Origin of the sequence: Corallococcus interemptor (assembly GCF_003668875.1) — a bacterium.
GTDB classification, from domain to species: domain Bacteria; phylum Myxococcota; class Myxococcia; order Myxococcales; family Myxococcaceae; genus Corallococcus; species Corallococcus interemptor.
Genome location: NZ_RAWM01000109.1, coordinates 12,901 through 31,112 on the forward strand (window position 1 = coordinate 12,901; position 18,212 = coordinate 31,112).

The 18,212-nt window shown below is 70.8% G+C and carries 14 protein-coding genes and 1 pseudogene; 4 read left to right on the forward strand and 11 right to left on the reverse strand.

Features of this window, described 5'->3' with window-relative positions:
* Positions 1–92: 92 nt before the first annotated feature.
* Positions 93–3,890 carry an ATP-binding protein gene (locus tag D7X96_RS29330; RefSeq protein WP_120547407.1) on the forward strand — a complete coding sequence of 1,266 codons (3,798 nt, stop codon included), beginning with the start codon at positions 93–95 and terminating at the stop codon, positions 3,888–3,890.
* Positions 3,891–3,975: 85 nt separating this feature from the next.
* On the forward strand, positions 3,976–4,656 hold the full coding sequence (locus D7X96_RS29335; RefSeq protein WP_120547462.1) for a hypothetical protein: 681 nt from the start codon (positions 3,976–3,978) through the stop codon (positions 4,654–4,656).
* A gap of 12 nt (positions 4,657–4,668) precedes the next feature.
* Here the strand turns inward: D7X96_RS29335 and D7X96_RS29340 are convergent, their stop codons facing one another.
* The 10 genes from D7X96_RS29340 to uppS all read right to left on the reverse strand — a co-directional run bounded on the left by D7X96_RS29340 (position 4,669) and on the right by uppS (position 14,781).
* Complete coding sequence (locus D7X96_RS29340) at positions 4,669–5,331, reverse strand: molybdenum cofactor biosynthesis protein (RefSeq protein WP_121722576.1); 663 nt, start codon at positions 5,329–5,331, stop codon at positions 4,669–4,671.
* A 26-nt stretch (positions 5,332–5,357) separates the two neighbouring features.
* Positions 5,358–7,166: a PKD domain-containing protein gene (locus D7X96_RS29345; protein WP_121771270.1), complete on the reverse strand. Its 1,809-nt coding sequence runs from the start codon at positions 7,164–7,166 to the stop codon at positions 5,358–5,360.
* Between the two features lie 11 nt (positions 7,167–7,177).
* Positions 7,178–7,903: an MXAN_2562 family outer membrane beta-barrel protein gene (locus tag D7X96_RS29350; RefSeq protein ID WP_121722578.1), complete on the reverse strand. Its 726-nt coding sequence runs from the start codon at positions 7,901–7,903 to the stop codon at positions 7,178–7,180.
* Positions 7,900–8,949, reverse strand: coding sequence for an MXAN_2561 family MXYO-CTERM-anchored protein (locus D7X96_RS29355; RefSeq protein WP_120547403.1), 1,050 nt, complete (start codon positions 8,947–8,949; stop codon positions 7,900–7,902). Before D7X96_RS29355 ends, D7X96_RS29350 begins: the two co-directional genes overlap by 4 nt.
* 135 nt (positions 8,950–9,084) lie before the next feature.
* The gene (locus tag D7X96_RS29360) at positions 9,085–10,116 is read right to left on the reverse strand and encodes an aspartate-semialdehyde dehydrogenase (RefSeq protein ID WP_120547402.1); all 1,032 of its coding nucleotides are present in this window, start codon (positions 10,114–10,116) and stop codon (positions 9,085–9,087) included.
* Positions 10,117–10,183: 67 nt separating this feature from the next.
* Positions 10,184–10,927: a tRNA (adenosine(37)-N6)-threonylcarbamoyltransferase complex dimerization subunit type 1 TsaB gene (tsaB, locus tag D7X96_RS29365; RefSeq protein ID WP_120547401.1), complete on the reverse strand. Its 744-nt coding sequence runs from the start codon at positions 10,925–10,927 to the stop codon at positions 10,184–10,186.
* Positions 10,928–10,950: 23 nt separating this feature from the next.
* The gene (locus tag D7X96_RS29370) at positions 10,951–11,433 is read right to left on the reverse strand and encodes a septal ring lytic transglycosylase RlpA family protein (RefSeq protein WP_121771273.1); all 483 of its coding nucleotides are present in this window, start codon (positions 11,431–11,433) and stop codon (positions 10,951–10,953) included.
* Positions 11,434–11,443: 10 nt separating this feature from the next.
* The gene (rseP, locus tag D7X96_RS29375; protein ID WP_120547400.1) at positions 11,444–13,075 is read right to left on the reverse strand and encodes an RIP metalloprotease RseP; all 1,632 of its coding nucleotides are present in this window, start codon (positions 13,073–13,075) and stop codon (positions 11,444–11,446) included.
* An 84-nt stretch (positions 13,076–13,159) separates the two neighbouring features.
* On the reverse strand, positions 13,160–13,987 hold the full coding sequence (locus D7X96_RS29380) for a phosphatidate cytidylyltransferase (protein WP_120547399.1): 828 nt from the start codon (positions 13,985–13,987) through the stop codon (positions 13,160–13,162).
* On the reverse strand, positions 13,984–14,781 hold the full coding sequence (gene uppS, locus D7X96_RS29385; protein WP_120547460.1) for a polyprenyl diphosphate synthase: 798 nt from the start codon (positions 14,779–14,781) through the stop codon (positions 13,984–13,986). The genes D7X96_RS29380 and uppS overlap by 4 nt, the downstream gene beginning before the upstream one ends.
* 138 nt (positions 14,782–14,919) lie before the next feature.
* On the opposite strand from uppS, the gene D7X96_RS29390 reads away from it, so the two are divergent.
* A complete protein-coding gene (locus D7X96_RS29390; protein WP_244219770.1) occupies positions 14,920–15,729 on the forward strand; it encodes a tetratricopeptide repeat protein in 810 nt (269 codons plus the stop codon).
* Between the two features lie 296 nt (positions 15,730–16,025).
* Complete coding sequence (locus D7X96_RS29395) at positions 16,026–17,660, forward strand: MopE-related protein (RefSeq protein ID WP_158616173.1); 1,635 nt, start codon at positions 16,026–16,028, stop codon at positions 17,658–17,660.
* A gap of 12 nt (positions 17,661–17,672) precedes the next feature.
* On the opposite strand, the pseudogene D7X96_RS41210 reads toward D7X96_RS29395, so the two are convergent.
* Positions 17,673–17,885 (reverse strand): annotated as a pseudogene (locus tag D7X96_RS41210) (PEGA domain-containing protein); the annotation flags it as partial.
* Positions 17,886–18,212: the final 327 nt, after the last annotated feature.

Here is an 18,212-nt window from a genome sequence, read left to right on the forward strand (position 1 = left end):
GCACGCTTGCGCCCAACCTCGTTGATTGCACGGCCGCGTGCGCGCCAATAGAAGCGAAGGCTTTCCCCCACTTCGCGCACCTCGAGCTCCGAATGCCCCAGCCCCTGCCCCCCGCCATTTCCCCTTCCGAGGAGCGACACTTCGCGGGCGGCGGCGAGATGGGTGAGCTGGTGCGCGCGCTGGACTGGTCCAGGACGCCGCTGGGCCCCTCCAGCGAGTGGCCCATCAGCCTCAAGACGATGGTGGGCGTCGTCCTGCACAACCGGTTCCCCATGCTGATGTGGTGGGGCCCGGAGATGATCCAGCTCTACAACGACGCGTACCGCCCGGTGCTCGGCCTGAAGCACCCCGGCTCCATGGGTGCGCCGGGCGAGAAGGTCTGGTCGGAAATCTGGGACGTGGTCGGCCCCATGGCCCGAGGCGTGCTCAACGGCGGGCCCGCCACCTGGAGCGAGAACCTGGCGCTGTTCCTCAACAGCCGGGGCTTCGTCGAGGAGACGTTCCACACGTTCTCGTACAGCCCCATCCCCGACGAACAGGGCAGCGTGGGCGGCGTGCTCGTCACCGTGCGCGAGACGACGCAGGAGGTGCAGCACGACCGGCAGCTGCGCATGCTGCGCGACCTGGCGGCGCGCTCCGCCGACGCGAAGTCCCCGGAGCAGGCGTGCCAGGCCAGCCTGGACGTGCTCTCCGGCAACGACCTGGACCTGCCGTTCTGCCTGCTCTACCTGCTGGACGCGAAGGGCACCGCCGCGCAGCTCGCGGGCGGCACCCAGCTGCCCGACGCCGTCCTGGCCGCGCTGCCCGTGCAGCAGTCCCTCCTGGCCGGGTCCAGCGCCGACTGGCCCTTCGCCGAGGCCGCGCGCACCGGTGAGGCCGTCGTCGTGAAGGACCTGGGGCAGCGCCTGTCCGCCCTGCCCGCGGGCCGGTGGAACACGCCGCCGCCGCTCGCCGTGGTGCGCGCCCTGACGCGGCCCGGCCAGTCGCGGCCGTCCGGCTTCCTCGTGGGCGGCGTCAGTCCCCGCCGGCTGCTGGACGCGGCCTACCACGCCTTCTTCCAGGCCACCGCCGAGCAGGTCGCCGCGTCGGTGGCCAACGCGCGCGCCTATCAGGAAGAGCGCCAGCGCGCGGAGGAGCTGGCCGCGCTGGACCGCGCGAAGACGGCCTTCTTCAGCAACATCAGCCACGAGCTGCGCACGCCGCTCACGCTGCTGCTGGGCCCCACCGAGGACGCGCTCGCCAGCCCCGAGCGCGCGCTCCAGGGCGAAGCGCTGGAGACGGTGCACCGCAACGCCGTGCGCCTGCGCAAGCTGGTCAACACACTGCTGGACTTCGCGCGCATCGAGGCCGGGCGCGTGCGCGCCACCTATGAGCCCACCGACCTGGCCGCCCTCACCGCCGGGCTCGCCAGCGCGTTCCGCTCCGCCATCGAGCGCGCGGGGCTGGTGCTGGACGTGGACTGCCCGCCCCTGCCGGAGCCGGCCTGGGTGGACCACGAGATGTGGGAGAAGATCGTCCTCAACCTCGTCTCCAATGCGCTGAAGTTCACCTTCACCGGCGCCATCACCGTGGCGCAGGCGCTGAAGGACGGGCACATCGAGCTGCGCGTCACCGACACGGGCACCGGCATCCCCTCGCACGAACTGCCCCGCCTCTTCGAGCGCTTCCACCGCGTCCACGGCGCCCGCGCGCGCTCGCACGAGGGCTCCGGCATTGGCCTGGCGCTGGTGCACGAGCTGGTGCGGCTGCACGGCGGCACCCTGAATGTCCAGAGCGAGCTGGACCGCGGCACCACCTTCACGGTGCGCATCCCCACGGGCTTCGCGCACCTGCCGGCGGAGCACGTGACGTCCGCCAGGAGCCAGCGCACGCAGCCCGCGGGCGCGGACCCCTACGTGCGCGACGCGCTGGGCTGGCTGACGGAGGCGCCGCCCGCGCCGGAGGACGGGCGCGAGGAGCCCGCGTCCATCGACCCGGCCGTGCTGGGCCTGGAGCGCGGGCGCGTGCTGCTGGCGGACGACAACGCGGACATGCGCGAGTACGTGGGCCGGCTCCTGGGGGCCCACTGGACGGTGGAGGCGGTGGCGGACGGAGAGGCCGCGCTCCAGGCCGCGCTCGCCCGGCCCCCGGACCTCATCCTGTCCGACGTGATGATGCCCCGGCTGGACGGCTTCGCGCTGTTGCAGGCCCTGCGCGCCGACGAGCGCACCCGCACGGTGCCCGTCATCCTGCTGTCCGCCCGCGCGGGCGAGGAGGCCCAGGAGGAGGGCCTTGCCGCGGGCGCGGACGACTACCTGGTGAAGCCCTTCTCCACGCGCGACCTGCTCGCGCGCGTCACCGCGCAGCTGACGCGCTCCCGCCTGCGCAAGCTGGAGGCCGCGCACGGGGAGCGCCTGGCGCGCATCTTCCAGCACGCGCCCGTGGGCATCGCCATCCTGCGCGGCCCGGAGCACGTCTTCGAGTTCGCCAACGAGAACTACCTGAAGCTGATTGCCCACCGCGACGTGAAGGGCAAGAGCATCCGCGAGGCCCTGCCGGACCTGGCCGACCAGGGCATCTACGAGCTGCTGGACGGCGTCCACGCCACGGGCGAGCCGTACATCGGCCGCTCCCTGCGCGTCGTCTTCAACGACGGCCCCCACCAGTCCACGCGCGAGGTGTTCCACGACTTCGTCTACCAGCCCATGAGCGACGCGAAGGGCCAGGTGGAGTCCATCATCGTCGTCGCCTTCGACGTGACGGAGCTGGCCACCGCGCGCCGCGAGGCGGAGTCCGCCAACCGCGCCAAGGACGAGTTCCTCGCGATGCTCGGCCACGAGCTGCGCAACCCCCTGGCCCCCATCCTCACCGCGCTCCAGCTGATGCGCCTGAGGGGCGACACCGCCGCGGAGCGCGAGCGCACGCTCATTGAACGGCAGGTGACGCACCTGGTGCGCATGGTGGACGACCTGCTGGACGTCAGCCGCGTCACCCGGGGCAAGGTCACCCTCAAGCGCGAGCGCATCACGCTCACGGACGTGGTGGCCAAGGCCATCGAGCAGACGAGCAGCCTCATCGACCAGCGCCAGCACATGCTGGAGGTGGACCTGCCCGACCGGGGCATGGACCTGAGCGGCGACCCCACGCGCCTGGCGCAGGTCTTCGCCAACCTGCTCACCAACGCGGCCAAGTACACGGAGCCGGGCGGCTTCCTGGCCGTGACGGGCACGCGCGAGGGCCGGGAGCTGGTCCTCAGCGTGCGCGACACCGGCGTGGGCATCGCGCCGGAGATGCTGCCGCGCGTGTTCGACCTCTTCGTGCAGGAGCACCAGGCCCTGGACCGCTCCCAGGGCGGACTGGGGCTGGGGCTCGCCATCGCGAAGAGCCTGGTGACGCTGCACGAGGGCGCCATCAGCGCGCACAGCGCCGGCCGGGGCCGCGGCAGCACCTTCACCGTGCGCCTGCCCGCGCTGGAGGCGGAAGCCCCGGCCGCGCTGCCCACGCCGCAGCCCGGCACGCTCGCCGTCCCGGAGCCCACGTCCGTGAGCGCGCGCGTGCTCATCGTGGACGACAACCGGGACGCGGCGGACGTGCTCTCCGAGTCCCTGGAGTTCCTGGGCTGCACGACGCGCGTGGCCTACGACGGCCCCACCGGCCTCGAGGCGGCGAAGGAGTTCGGCCCCGAAATCGCGCTCCTGGACATCGGCCTGCCGGTGATGGACGGCTACGAGCTGGCCCGGCGGCTGCGCCAGCAGGAGGAGCCCCGCGCCCTCAAGCTGGTGGCGGTGACGGGCTACGGCCAGGAGTCCGACCGCCAGCGCTCCAAGGCCGCGGGCTTCGACGCGCACCTGGTGAAGCCGCTGCACTTCGAGACGCTGGAGTCGCTGCTCAAGGACCTGACGAGCGCCTGAGGGGCAGGCCGCCCGTCGTCCAGGGGACGTCCGGCCCACGAAGCGAAGGCCGGGCGGCCGCGAAGGCCTTATGCTCCGGCCCCACATGCCCACGCCTTCCACGCCCTCCGCCTCCGTGGCGGACGGTGGACTCTTCTGCGAGCTGTACTGGGGCACCTCCCTGGCGGAGGCCTGGAGCTATGGCCCCGAGTTGGGCCAGGTCCACGCCGCGCCCGACGAGACGGCCCCCCTGCCCCTCTACGGCTTCACGCTGCCGGAGGAGCCCTTCCTCCTGGCCGAGCGCACCGCGAAGGGCTGGCGCATCCACGTGCCGCCGTCCGCGCGCGTGGAGAAGAGCCTCAAGGGCCATGACTTCCACCCGGTGGGCCCGGAGGAGCTGACGGGCGCGCCGGGCCGCACCGCCGTGGAGCTGCACGAGGGCATGACGCTGCGGCTGGTGGAGGGCGAGCTGCGCCTGCTGGTGCAGCCGTCGGTGGTGAAGGAGCGCGCGGGCCGCTTCCGCGTGCGGGACGTGGCGTGGATCATCACCGTGGCCATCCTCTTCCTGAGCGCGCCCGTCGCCTTCCTCGCCATGGGGCCGGACCCGGCGCGCATGGCCGCGAACAACGCGCGCGCGCTGCAGGTGGCGCACGACAAGGAGGAGGCGCGGCGCAAGGCGATGGGGCTGGATCAGCCGCTCAAGCCGCTGACGGAGTCCGAGCGCGCCAGCCAGCAGCAGGACGGCGGCGCGCGCGTCACCGTCCCCGCGAGCTTCGGCGTGCGCTAGGTCAGGGCGAGGTCAGGGCCCAAGGCCCACCCAGACCTCGCCGTCCTCGAAGAACTCCTTCTTCCAGATGGGCACGTCCTGCTTGAGCCGCTCGATGGCGTACTCACAGCCCCGGAAGGCCTCCTGGCGGTGCGCGGAGGCCGCGGCGATGACGACGGCCAGCTCCCCCGGCACCAGCGTCCCCACGCGGTGCATGATGGCCAGCCGCGTGCCCGGCCACGCGCGGGCCACCTCGCCGCCAATCTCCGCGAGCTTCGCTTCCGCCATGGGCGCGTAGGCCTCGTACTCCAGCCGCAGCACGCGCCGGCCCTTCGTGTGGTCGCGCACGGCGCCGGAGAACGTCACCAGCCCGCCAGCGCCGGGTGACGCCACCGCGTCCACGACGTCCGACAGCTGGAGCGGCCGGCCCACCACGAGGAAGAGGCCCGGAGACCCGCCCGCCACGGGCGGAATCAGCGCCAGCTCCGCGTCCGGCGCCACCGGCGAGTCCAGCTGGACGAACTGCTGCTGCACCGCCACGCGCAGGTGCGGCAAGAGCGGCGCCAGCGGCGGATGTTTCGCGGCGAGCAGCGCCAGCACGTCCGAGACGCGGGCCCCGGGTGGCACGTCCAGCGACTCACGGGACAGGCCCGCGCGCTCGCGGGCGGCGGCGAAGTACAGCACGGTGACGGCCATGGCGCGCCTCCTGGTGTGTGCGGCCCCTAGCGCTCGCGCAGCACGACGCGGCCCTGGAGCCGGCCGCCGCCTTCCGCGGGGGCGAAGTCGAGGAACCCGTATTCGAAGGGGGTGAACCGCTCCAGGAACGCCGTGACGAAGACCTGGCTCGCCAGCAGCTCCGTCGAGCCCACCCCCGGCACCGAGCGCACGCTGGCGAGGTCCGCGCGCAGCCGCCCCATGTCCACCATCAGCGACAGGTGGCCCGGCCCGAACGCCTCCGCGCCGAAGCGCGTGCGCAGCGTCGCGCCCACGTCCCCCGTCTCGCGGCGGGTGAGCACCTCGCCGGCCTCCAGCGTGGCGCGCTCCGGGGTGAGCGTGAGCGACACCGGCTGCTCCAACAGCCGCGTGCGGAAGCGCGTGGTGTTGCCCTGCGCCTCCTTCTGGAAGACGAGCCCGTTGTCCTGCAGCTGCTTCTGGATGAGCTGGAGCACCGGCTGCTCGGACGCGAGCCCCGCCTCCATCACCACCGTGCCCTTGGGCGCGGGGCGCCGGTCCCGGATGAAGCTCTGGAAGAAGGCCGCCGCGTCGAAGTAGACGAGCATCGCCACGTCGCCGCGCAGCGCCTTCAGCAGCGGCTCCGCGTCCAGCCCCTGCGAGCGCCAGCGCTCCAGCGTCCGCTGCCGCCGGGGTGACTCCGGCGAGCCGAACACCAGCCGCGCCAGCTCCTCCGGAGGCACCGACAGCTGCGCCGCCGCCACCGGCCCCACCGCCGCGCGCCCCAGCAGCTGCGACGCCGGCCCCCGCGCGCCGCCCAAGAGCGGCCGGGACGAGGACAGGAAGCCGTCCAGCTCCGCCTGATCCGCCTGCACCGCGAGCGCGCCGAAGAAGCCGCGCACCGGCATGTCCTCCTTCTCCGCCTCCGGCACCGGCGGCGCGGAGAAGAGGAACACGCTGCCGTCGCGCACCTTGCCGCGCAGCTCTTCAAGCAGCGCGTTCTCGGAGAGGCCCGGCCCGGACAGCGCCTCCACCTTGCGGCGCACCTGCTCCACGTCCGGGGACTCCACCACCGCCAGCGCCTTCACCGTCTCCCCGGGCTCCGGCGCGTCCGGTGAGTCCGGCACCGCGAGGTACACGTAGCCCCGGTCCGCGAAGAGCAGCATGGCGTTGCCGCCGTCCACCGGCTCCACGCGCGCGCTGCCGTCCTCGCGGGGCAGCACCTGGTGGCCGGCATCCCGCAGCTCGCGCGCCACGGCCGCGAGCGCCGCCCGCGAGTCCGTCACGCCCAGGAGCGCCACCACGCCGTCGAAGTCCGGCAGGATGAAGAAGCCGAAGCCCTCCTCCGGGTCCACCTCCGAGGGACCGCTGCCCAGGCTGCGCAGCAGCAGCGGCAGGAGCGGCGTGTCCGCCAGCGTCCGGCGCGCGTTGCCCCGGCCCACCAGCCGCTCGTAGAAGTCCACCAGCCCCTCCACGTTGCCGCGCAGGCGGGGCACGTAGAGCACCGTCTGGGCGTCGGAGGGCACCGCGCGCAAGACCGGGCGCGGCACCACGGTGAGCACCACCCGGGCCAGCTCCTGGTCCTTGTCCAGCGCCCGCACCGTGTAGCGGCCCGCGGTGGAGAAGGCGTGGCGCACGCCCGGCGCCGTCTGGGGCGGCGTGCCGTCACCGAAGTCCCAGGTGACGGCGGGCGCCTTGGGCGCGGAGGAGCCGAAGGCCTCCGGCACCCCCGCCTCCAGCGTGCGCTCCGGCCCCAGGTCCGGCTTCAGGTTGCGGCAGCCGGTGCCCCCCAGGCCCACGACGGCCAGGAGGAGCAGCAGCGGAAGCGGAGGAAGGGGCGCGCGGGGACGGGAGGCCATGGGCCTTTCGGTTAGTAGTCCAACGCCAGACCGAACATCCAGCGCCGGCTGCCCAGGTTCAGGCCCTTGCCGCCGAAGTTGTTCACATCCGCATGCGTGTACTCGGCGAAGAGGTACGAGTGGTTCACGCCCAGGTCCGAGTCGAAGTCGCGCGCGAAGCGCGGCTCCAGCACGTCCAGGAGGAACGACACGCCGGCGGTGCCTCCCCAGCCCCACTTGCCGCCGCTGGCCTTGCTGCCCTCGACGACCTCCGTGGCGCTGCCCTTGGTCATCCACCACGGCGAGTAGATGAGCCCCAGCTTGGCGTACGGCACCAGCGGGATGCCCCAGCGGAAGGCCGCGTAGTCGAACTTGTAGAAGGCGTTGAGCTGGATGGGCAGCACCTTCAGCGCCGCCTTGTCCGCCGCCGTCGAGCCGTCGTCCAGCTTCGCGTCCGCGTACTTCTCCGCGTAGCCCACGCCCAGGCCCAGGCCCGCCGTGCCGATGCCCTGGTAGAAGAAGCGCTGGAGCTCGCCCTCGATGAGCAGCAGCGACGCGTCACCGAAGGTGTCCTTGTACGGCGTCGCGCCCTTGTCCTGGAGGGCCTTCTCCGAGTCGATGCGCGGCTTGTAGCCGCCGCCACGGAAGATGACCGCGCCCGTGCGCGGAGAGCGCGTGGGGATGGTCACCTCCTGCGCCACCGCCGGTACCGCCAAGAGAAGCGCCGCGACTCCCAGGCCCACAGCCCTGCTGCTCATGACACCTTCCTCCGAGACGACAACCAGATGCCCAGCGCGGCCAGCACCGCGCCACCCGCGATACCACCGCCGGTCGCGGCACACCCGCCGCGCTCCTCGCCGCCACCCTCCACATACGCATCGAACAAACCATTGCTCTTCACGGGCGTCGCATCCACCGAGGCGGACGCGGGGCTCTCATTGCCCGCGGCGTCCCGGATGATGGCCTGGAGCCGGTACGTCACGCCATTCGTAAGGCCGGTGATGACGACGTTCCCCTCGCCGGACGCCTTGTCGACGCGCGTCACCGGACCCGCGGTGCCTTCCAACGCCAGCGACCCCACCAGCCCCGCCCCGCCATCGTCCGTGCCCGCGTCCAGGTCCATGCCCGCGTCCACGTCCGAGCCCGCGTCGGCGTCCGTGCCGGCGTCGGTGTCCGTGCCCGCGTCGGAGCCCGCCGTGGCCACCATCGCCACCTCCACGATGACGGTGGAGTTCGACTCCGCGCCGTCCACCTGCACCGACAGCGCCGAGTCCCGGGCAATCACCTTGCCGATGCTGGGCGTTGCGGGCGGCTGCGGGTCGAACTTCACCACGTAGGGGGGCACGCCCACGTTGGAGAAGGTCTCCTGGCAATCCAGCCCCAGGCTGCCGCCCACCCGCCGCGCGGACGCGCACAGCTTGAAGGAGATCTCCGTGTCCTGGGTGTCGCACGTCGCCGCGGTGCCCGCGTCCGCGCCGGTGCCGCGCGCGGCGAGCACCTGCGCCACGCTGAAGCTCACGGCGCCGTTCAGCACGGAGCTGGACGGGTCCAGGGTCTCCAGGACCAGGTCCGTGGCCGCGGGCCGCGTGCCGCAGGTCCCCTGGGTCACGTAGATGTAGAGCGGGTCCTCGCAGGAGCTCCCGGTGCGCTGCCAGTTGAAGCGGCGCGGCTGGCCACACTCACTCTTGGGCACCGTGACGGTGTTGTTCGTGGCGGTGGAAGAGCTCGTGAACGTCACCTGTGGCCCCGTCTGGGCCACGGCCGTGGACGCGAAGAGCAGGAGGCCAATGAAGGGAAGGCGCATGGATGGGAGGGAGGCTAGCAAGGGCGGGGCCACCCTCAAGCCCCGTCCGGACGGCCTGTTCCCAAGGAAAACCCCCGGTTCTGGCGCCTTCGCGCGCCAAACAGGCAAGGTGCCTCCGGGGGCTTTGCCAAATTGTCAGGCGGGGCGTTCCGCCAGCTTGAGGCCCGCCTCCACCAGGTGGGCGGCGGCGCGGCCGGCGTTGTCCACGGAGGCGAAGAGGGTCACCCACTCCGGGGCCTGGGGGAAGGCGCGAACGCGGCCCACGTGGACGGCGGGGTCGCTCATCACCAGCATGGGCATGGGGTAGATGCGCTCGCCGGGGGCATCCAGCACCTTGAGGGACGGGGACGTCTTCAGGGCGGCGCGCACCTGCTCCACGGGGCCCGGCTTCTTCAGCTGCACGTTCACGGTGAGGCCGTGGCCGTGGAAGGTGGGCACCTGCACGGCGGTGCCGGCCAGGACGGGCGTCTCCCCCAGGGCGGCGAAGAGGCGCGCGGCCTCCAGCGTCCAGCCGCCCTCCTCTTCCGTCCACGGGCTGTTCACCATGAAGCCGCCCACCTGGGGCACCAGGTTGAAGCCCACGCGGTGCGGGAAGGCCTGCGGCTCCGGCTCGCGGCCGGACAGCAGGTCCGCGGTCTGCTTCTCCAGTTCGGTGATGCCGCGCACGCCCGCGCTGGAGGCGCCCATCAGCGCCGTCACCTGCGCGCGCACCACGCCGAACGCGCGGCGCAGCGGCTCCACCAGGTGCACGGCGGAGCTGGTGACGATGCCCGGCAGGCTCACCACGCGGCCCTTGAAGCTGAAGCCCGGCCCCAGGGCCTCCGTGTTGAAGCCCGGGAGGATGAGCGGCACGTTGCCGTCGCCGCGGAAGGCGCTGCTCGCGTCCACCACCCACGCGCCCGCGGACTGCGCGGCCGGCGCCAGCGTGCGGGAGGCCTCCGCGGGCGTGGCCAGCAGCACGACGTGGATGCCCCGGAAGGCGTCCGCGGAGGCCCGCTCCACCTCCAGCGTGTCCTCGCCGTACTCCACCTCCAGGCCCTTGGAGCGCTCCGAGCCGAAGGCCTGCACCTGCTCCACCGGCACGTCGCGCGCGTACAGGTTCGCCAGCACCTCACGGCCCACCACGCCCGTGGCGCCCACCACGGCAATCCGAAGGTTCTCTCTCATGACGCGCTCCTTTACGTCAGCGCCCCCGCCCATGCGAGCCCGACGAAGCGCCCTTCGGGTGGAGGCGTCAGTCTTCCTTCAGCCGCGCCGTGGGCGCGGGGCCCGGCAGCGGCGGGAACTTCGGGTTGCGCTCCGGTTCGGAGGCGCGGACGTAGTGTGGCTCCAGGGCGAACAGCGCCTCCCGCGAGTACGCCTCCGGAAGCCGCGCCAGCCGCCCCACCTCCACCGCGGACGGGAAGGCCGGGCCGGACAGCAGCCGGTGCGGCGCGACGCCGTGCTTCTCCAGCGCCTGGCGGTAGTCCGCGAGCGCCGGCCCCAGCGCCACGGCCGTGGGCTCGGCGGCCATGCGCTGAGCGACCTCCTCCGGCGACATGGCCGTCTCCGGCTCCAGCGCCTCCACGGTGTGCCCCACGCGGCGGTAGGCGCCCAGGTACAGGTCGTCCTTGCGCGCCACCGCGAGGCAGAAGAGCGGCACGCCCTCCGGCCCCTCCAGCGCCACCGCCGCCAGCGACGACGCGCCGGCCACCTTGAGCCCCGTGGCGTACGCGAGCGCCTTCACCGTGGCCAGGCCGATGCGCAGGCCCGTGAAGGACCCCGGCCCCAGGCCCACCGCCAGCCCCTCCAAATCCTTCAGCTTCACGCCGTGGCGCTGGAGCAGGTCCCCGACGACGCCGGGCAGCACCTCGCTCTGCTTGTCCGGCGGAGGAACCACGACGTGCTCCACCGCGCGCACGTCCGTCCCCTGGCGTTCCACCAGGGCGAGCGACAGCGTCAGCGTGGAGGTGTCCAGCGCGAGCAACACAGGCGACATCCCTTCTTTTCGTTCGAATCGCTTCAGGCCACAGCGGCCCAGAACTCCACCGGCACCTGCGACACGCGGTCGCTGGCGCACCGGTACAGCCGCACACGCGCCAGGCCCTTGTCCAGCATGCCCAGCTGCTTCGCCGCAGCCTTCGACAGGTCGATGATGCGTCCGTCCACGAAGGGGCCGCGGTCGTTGACGCGCACCTCCACCTCGCGGCCGTTCTCCATGTTCATCACCTTCACGCACGACCCGAAGCGCGCCGTGCGGTGCGCCGCGGTGAGGGCGTTCTGGTTGAACTTCTCCCCGCTGGCGGTGGGCCGGCCGTGGAGGCCCGGGCCGTAGAAGGACGCCAGGCCCTCCCCCAGGTAGTTGCGCGGCATCTTCTCCCGGCGCGTCACCTTCGTGCCTTCGTCACCGGAAGAGGTCTCCGGCGACTGGGGCTTCGCCGCGCGCTGCGCGCAGCCGGTGAACAATCCCACTCCCAGGAAAAGGAGCGCGGTCCGTCCTCGCATCATCACCTCGCTAGCGGGTCACGTCGTTGGTCACGGCCAGCAGCATCAGCAGGATGAGGAGCGCCAGGCCCACCATGTTCGCCACCTCGCGCACGCGCACGGGGATGGGGCGGCGGCGGATGCCCTCCCACGCCGCGGACAGCAGGTGGAAGCCGTCCAGCACCGGGATGGGCAGGAGGTTCATCACGCCCAGGTTGATGGAGATGATGGCCATCAGGTTGAGGAAGCTGTCCAGGCCCTGCTCGGCGCTCTTGGCGGCCAGCTGGTACATCATGATGGGGCCGCCAATCGTGCTGGGCGACACCTTGCCCACGAACAGCCCGCCCAGCACCTGCACCATCTGCCCGACAATCTTCGGGACGATGAGCGCGGCCTCCTTGAAGGCGGCGGCCGGCCCCAGGTCGATGGTCACCTTCTCCACCGGCGGGATGTCCGCGCTGGTGAAGCTCCACGGGCGCACGCCGAACACCAGCGGGGCGCTCGTCTGACCGTAGTCGTCGCGCGTCTTGAGCGGCGCCTGCGCCAGCTTCTCCGTGCGCTCGCCCTTTTCCCCGCGCCACGTCAGCGTGAAGGGCTGGGCCTGCAGGCCGTTGAGCACCGTTGCCAGCTTGTTGAAGGACTTCAGCGGCGTGCCGTTGATGGCCACGATGCGGTCGCCCGGGACGATGCCGGCGCTCTCCGCCACGCTGCCCGCGGCCACGCTCGCCACGTAGAGGTCCGCGGCCTCCGCGCCCAGCGCCGCGGCGCCCTCACCGGGCTGACGCGGCAGGGACACCTCCACGACCTCCGGGAGCCGGCCGGTGACGGCGCCCACGCCCACGGGGGCCAGGCGCGCCACGCTCAGCTTCATGGGGGTGCCTTCGGGGACCTTGGCGACCTCGCGGAAGAGCGCGGCCTCGTCCTGCACGTGCACGCCGTTGACGGACAGCACGCGGTCAAAGCTCTGGAGGCCCGAGGCGGCCGCGGGGGACGTGGCCGGCACGCCCACCACCGGCGGCTGCGGGTAGGGGCTCACGCCAATCATCCCGCGCTCGACGGTGTCCACCGGGGACACCTCCGAGCTCTTCTCCGGCGTCACCTCCACCACGCGCTGCTGCCCTTCGCGCTCCAGCGTGATGGGCACGGGGCGGTTGAACTTGCCCACGAACGCGTCGCGCATGTCGTCGAAGGTGCGGACCGGCTCGCCCTCCACGGACAGGATGCGGTCCCCGGGGCGGATGCCCGCGGCGGCGGCGGCCATGTCCGGCGACACCATGCCCACGCGCGTGGACAGCGTCTCCTGGGGGCCCAGGAAGACGAAGAAGTAGACGAAGATGGGGAACAGCAGGTTGAAGGCCGGGCCCGCCAGGACGATCAGCCCGCGCTTCCAGGGCGGCTGGGCCAGGAAGCCGCGCGCGGCCTCTTCCGGCGGGAGCTCCTCGTGGGGGAGGTCCCCGGCCATCTTCACGAAGCCGCCCAGGGGCAGCAGGGCCACCTGGTACTCCGTCTCGCCCTTGGTGAAGCCGATGAGCTTCGGTCCGAACCCGATGGAGAACTTGAGGACCTTCACCCCGCAGGCCTTGGCCACGAGGAAGTGGCCAAGCTCATGCACCGTGACGAGCACGCCCAAGAGGAGGATGAAGAACCCGAGGTTCTGGAGCATGGGCCGAAGAGTAATCGCGCCCCCGGGGAGGGACAACGCACAACGCAGGGTGCAGACCGGGCGAGCAGGCGCGAAATCAGGCACTTACGGCAGCAGGTGCCTCACGAACTGCACATAGACGAACACCAGGGGCGCGTTGAAGATGAGCGCGTCGATGCGATCCAGCACGCCGCCGTGTCCGGGAATGAGCTTTCCGGAGTCCTTCACGCCGTAGGCGCGCTTGAGCATGGACTCGCACAGGTCGCCGACAGGGCCCAGCAGTCCGCCCAGGATGCCCAGCACCACACAGTCCCAGACGGTGAAGGTGGGGAAGAAGCCGAGCTTGGCGATGAACATGCCCAGCACGGAGCCCACCATGCCGCCGAAGAAGCCCTCCCACGTCTTGTTCGGGCTGACCGCGGGGTAGAGCTTGTGCTTCCCGAGGAAGCGGCCGGCGAAGTACGCCAGCGTGTCGTTGGCCCAGGTGATGGTGAGCGCGCAGATGACCCACGCGTGCCCTTCCGGCAGGAGGCGCAGCGCGGACAGCGCGGTGAGGCCGATGGAGCCGTAGAGAAAGCCGGTGACGAGGTGCGCGGCCCGGGTGGGGGCCTCCGCGAGCACGCCCCGGAACAGGTTGTAGATCCACGCGAAGAAGAAGAAGACGGACGTCAGCCAGAAGGCCGCCTCGCCGGTGCGCGCGGCGTCCCTCAAGGGGAGCAGCGGCATCACGAAGGCGAAGGCCATGCCCACCCAGGCGGCGGCGCCCAGGCGCTTCTGGGTGATGAGGTAGTACTCCCCGGCGCACACGGCCGCGGCGGCGCCCAGGAGGATGGCGCTGTAGTACCCGCCCAGGAACAGGAGCAGGAGCACCAGCGGCAGGAGGGTGACGCCTGTGACAACGCGGATGAGGAGGTTCTTGTTCTTCTCGTTCACGCCTTGGCCCGCTGGGGGGTGTCGTCCCGGTTGACCTGGGCGGACGTCAGACCGAAGCGTCTTTCGCGGCCCTGGAACTGCGACAGGCAGCGCAGGAACTCTTCGGTGCGGAAGTCGGGCCACAGGGCGTCGGTGAAGCACAGCTCGGCGTACGCCAGTTGCCAGAGCAGGAAGTTGGAGATGCGCTGCTCGCCGCTGGTGCGGACGATGAGGTCCACCGGCGGCAGCCCGGCGGTCCACAGGCGCGACTCCAGGTCATCGGCGTCCAGGTGCGCGGGGTCCAGCTCGCCGCGGGCCGCCGCCTGCGCCAGGTCGCGCGCGGCGCGCAGCAGCTCCTCGCGGCCGCCGTAGGAGAGCGCCAGGGTGAGCACCATGCCCGTGTTGTGGGCGGAGTCCGCCCGCAGGCGCTCCAGGGGCTCGCGGACGTAGCGCGGCAGCTTGTCCACCTCGCCAATGGCGTTGAGGCGGATGCCGTTGTCGAGGATCTCCGCGCGCTCGGACTCCAGGTACTCGCGCAGGAGGTCCATGAGGCCGGCGACCTCTTCCGGCGGGCGGGCCCAGTTCTGGGAGGAGAAGGCGTAGAGGGTGAGGGCCTGGACGCCCACGCGGCGCGCGGTGCGGGTGACTTCCCGGACGCTGACGCTGCCCTCGCGGTGGCCTTCCAGCCGGGGCTGGCCGCGAAGCTCCGCCCAGCGGCCGTTGCCGTCCATGATGATGCCCACATGGCGCGGGAGCGGCCGAGCCTTGACCTGGGCCTCGAGGGAGGTGGGCAACACGGTAAGAGGGCGATCCATGAAGCCGCGCACCCTAGCGGCGGCGCCGCGTCGCGTCCACGGGCGCGTGGCCCCTCGGTCCCTCGCGGGTGTTGAGTGGTCGCCTGCTGGGGGTGAGCGGTTCGAGGGCCAACAGGAACCCGGTTAGAGTGGTCTTCCATGAAAACTCCTCATGGGTGGCCCTCGGTCCGGATGCTCGGCGGGCTGCTTGGGTTCTGGGTGCTGGGGGTGGGTCCGGCCTTCGGGCAGGCGGCCGGGACGGCGGTGTCCCGGCCCGCGAACGCGTACTTCGACGCGGCGATGGCGGAGGCGGCCCGGCTGTACGAGGACCTGGAGTCCGAGCAGGCGCTGGCGGCGGTGACGCGGGCGAAGCGGCTGGCTCGGACGGAGGAGGAGCGCAGCCGGGCGGCCATCTATGAGGGCCTGGTGCTGGCGGACCTGGGGCGGCGTGAGGAAGCGCGGGCTTCGTTCCGGGCGGGGTTGCTGCTGGCTCCGGGGGCGAAGCTGCCGGCGAAGGTGTCTCCCAAGGTGGAGGGGGACTTCGAGTCGGTGCGCCAGGAACTCGCGGCGGTGCGGAAGCCTGTGGATGCGCCGGTGCGGCCTCCGGTGGTGGAGGAGAAGCCGGTGGTGCTGGCTCCGCCTCAAGTCGCGGCGGTGCCGGCTCCAGGGGTGGATTTGAAGGCGGATGCCCGTGAGCGCGGGACGCGCCGTGTGCCGACGGTGTCGTGGGTGCTCCTGGGCACGGGGGTGGTGGCGGGCGGTGTGGGATCCATCCTCGGGCTCCAGTCACGCGGCAACGTGAACAACGCGCGCGAAGCGGACCTGTCCGCGGACGTGAGCGGTCACCTGGACGATGCGCGGGGCCAGGCGGTCGTGGCGAACGTGCTGTTCGGCACGGCGCTGGCGGCGGCAGTGGGCGCGGTCACGACGTACTTCCTGATGGGGGAGTCCACGGAAGGTGGCCGGTGAAGTCCTGGCTCGTCATGGCCTTGGTTATTGGGGCCATGGGAATCGGGTGCACCGTTCCCGGAACGGACCAGGTCAATCTGGAGCGGCTTTGCGCGGGACGAGGGTCGCAGGAGCTGGCAGGTGTCCTGCGAGCGGATCCCGACGCCTGCGACCGTGGACTGGATTTGACCATCCGGAGCCAGGGCTTCAATCCAGGCTGCATTCGCGTGGCGCTCAGGTCGGCGGACGGAACGCGAGCCGTGCCGTCCTTGGAACTGCGACCTTCTCCGAGCGCGGGTCAGGGGTCCACGCTCCACGTGGCTGTCCTACTGTCTGACGCATGGAGCGATGACCTGCGGGTCCAAGCGGATGCCTTCGAGCAGACGTGCGACACGGCGGCTGTCACGAGTGACGCGTTCACCACGTCCCAGCCCAACAAGTGGCAGCTCAGGCAGTCCCCTCTCGATCTGTTTGCAACCGATGCGGACGGGGACGGCTTTGTCGCCCCGGACAGCGGAGGCACCGACTGCAATGACTCCGACGCAAACATCATTGGCCCGATTGCGTGGTACCCCGATGATGACGGGGATGGTTATGGAAGCAGTCGCCTTCCTGTCGTCGTCCGCGCGTGCGTCGGTACCGCCCTGACCGCCAGTAGAACCGGAGATTGCAACGACAGAGACCCCTCGATTCATCCAGACCAGCCCGAGTTTCGGTGTGACGGGCAGGACGACAATTGCAACGATATCAAGGATGAAGGCTTCGACCTGGGCGGTTCTTGCTTGAATGCATTTCAGTGCCCCGGAGTCGTGACCTGCGACCCGGCTCAAGGCAACGTGCAATGTTTGAGCGCCGCTACACCGACTGCGTACTTCATGGATGAGGACGGTGACGGGAAAGCAGGCGCCGACGCGGGCGTCTCATGCTCGGGGCCAGCGCCGGGCACTACCACAGAGATGGCAGACTGCGATGAAAGTTCGCCATTTGTCGCCAAAGGAGTTCCGGAAGTCTGCGACCGCCTCGACAACAACTGCAACGGCTTGATTGATGAAGGCACCTCTTGCAATTACAACTGGGAACCGGTTGGCACTGGCGCTGGCACTGTGCGATGGATCGCTACCGCAACCAATGGCACTGACCAAGCGTGGCTCGTCAGCAAGACCGGGCAGATAGCCCATGTGGACAGCGATGGCAGCGTTGCGTTGTTACCCGATTGTCCGGGTAGCTGGAACGCCGCTTGGTCTAGCAAAACAGGGCAGATGTTCCTCGCCGGTGACAATGGAAAACTGGCCACACGCATCAGCACTGGCTGCACCGAAAGTCAGACGCCCGACCCGAATGTGAACCTTACTGGGATTGCAGGAATCGAGAATGCGGATGGAGGTGCCCCGACGATCTATATTGTTTCATCTGCTGGGTTCATCTTCAAATGGACACCGCCCAACGCCCCAATTCAGATTGCAACAACAGGCGTCAATCTTCGCGCCATCAGCGCTCGAGGCGATGCCGACACGTTGTTCGCTGTAGGAGCACGAGATTTCGGAGTTCCTGTCCCCAAGCCGAGCGCACTCCGTTACTCGCCAGCCGACGGTCTCTGGATTGAGGAACCGCTCCCTTCAGCTGCTCTATCGGAATTTCTCTTGTCGGTTCACGTCTTGAGCAGGCGTTTCGCCTATGCCGCCGGGGGTAAAGGAATGGTCTTCGAGCGCGTAGACGGCGTCTGGCGACAACTGCCTTTCCTGAGCGGTGGAGTCGACGTCACCGGTATTGTGGCGTTCTCCAGCAAGGGGCTCTACGCCTCGACCCAGGGTGGAACCATTGCGCACTTCAACTCGGCCGGATGGACAAACGTCTACTCAAACCCCCGTGCGTTGCGCGCCATCACGGGCACCAATCCTACCCATCTATTATCCGTGGGTGATCAAGGCGTGGTGCTGGGATGGCGTCCCTGATCCCGCGACGAATCACTCCGCCGCGAGGTTGAGCTTGAAGACGTTGTCCTGCCCCGCCTTCACCTCGAAGGCCTTCGTCACGTCCTTGCCCAGGTCGTTGTTCACGACGCGCACCTTGTGCATGCCCTCCGTCGCCTCCACGGCGGCGAAGGGCGTCTGACCCAAGGGCTTGCCGTCCAGGTACACCAGGCCGAACGGACGGACGCGGAACTCCACCTTGCCTTTGGGCAGCTCGCGGCGCGCCGTGAGCGCCGGCCGGCGAGTCGTCACGGGCTTCGTGACGACCACGGGGGGCGAAGCCGGTGTCACGGGCGGATCCACCACCGTCACCTGACCCGCATCACGCGTCTCCTCGGGCGGCCCCGCATCGGGTGTCACCTCGGCCACGACGACTGGCGTGCCGCTGTCCACCGTGACAGGCGCATTCACCACCACCGGCACCTCGGGCTCGATGGATGTCGCGGATCCGGCGTCGTGCTGGACCACCTGCGGAGACTCCCCCCGCCCCAGCAGCTGTCTCTTATACACATCTCCGAGCCCACGAGACGCTCA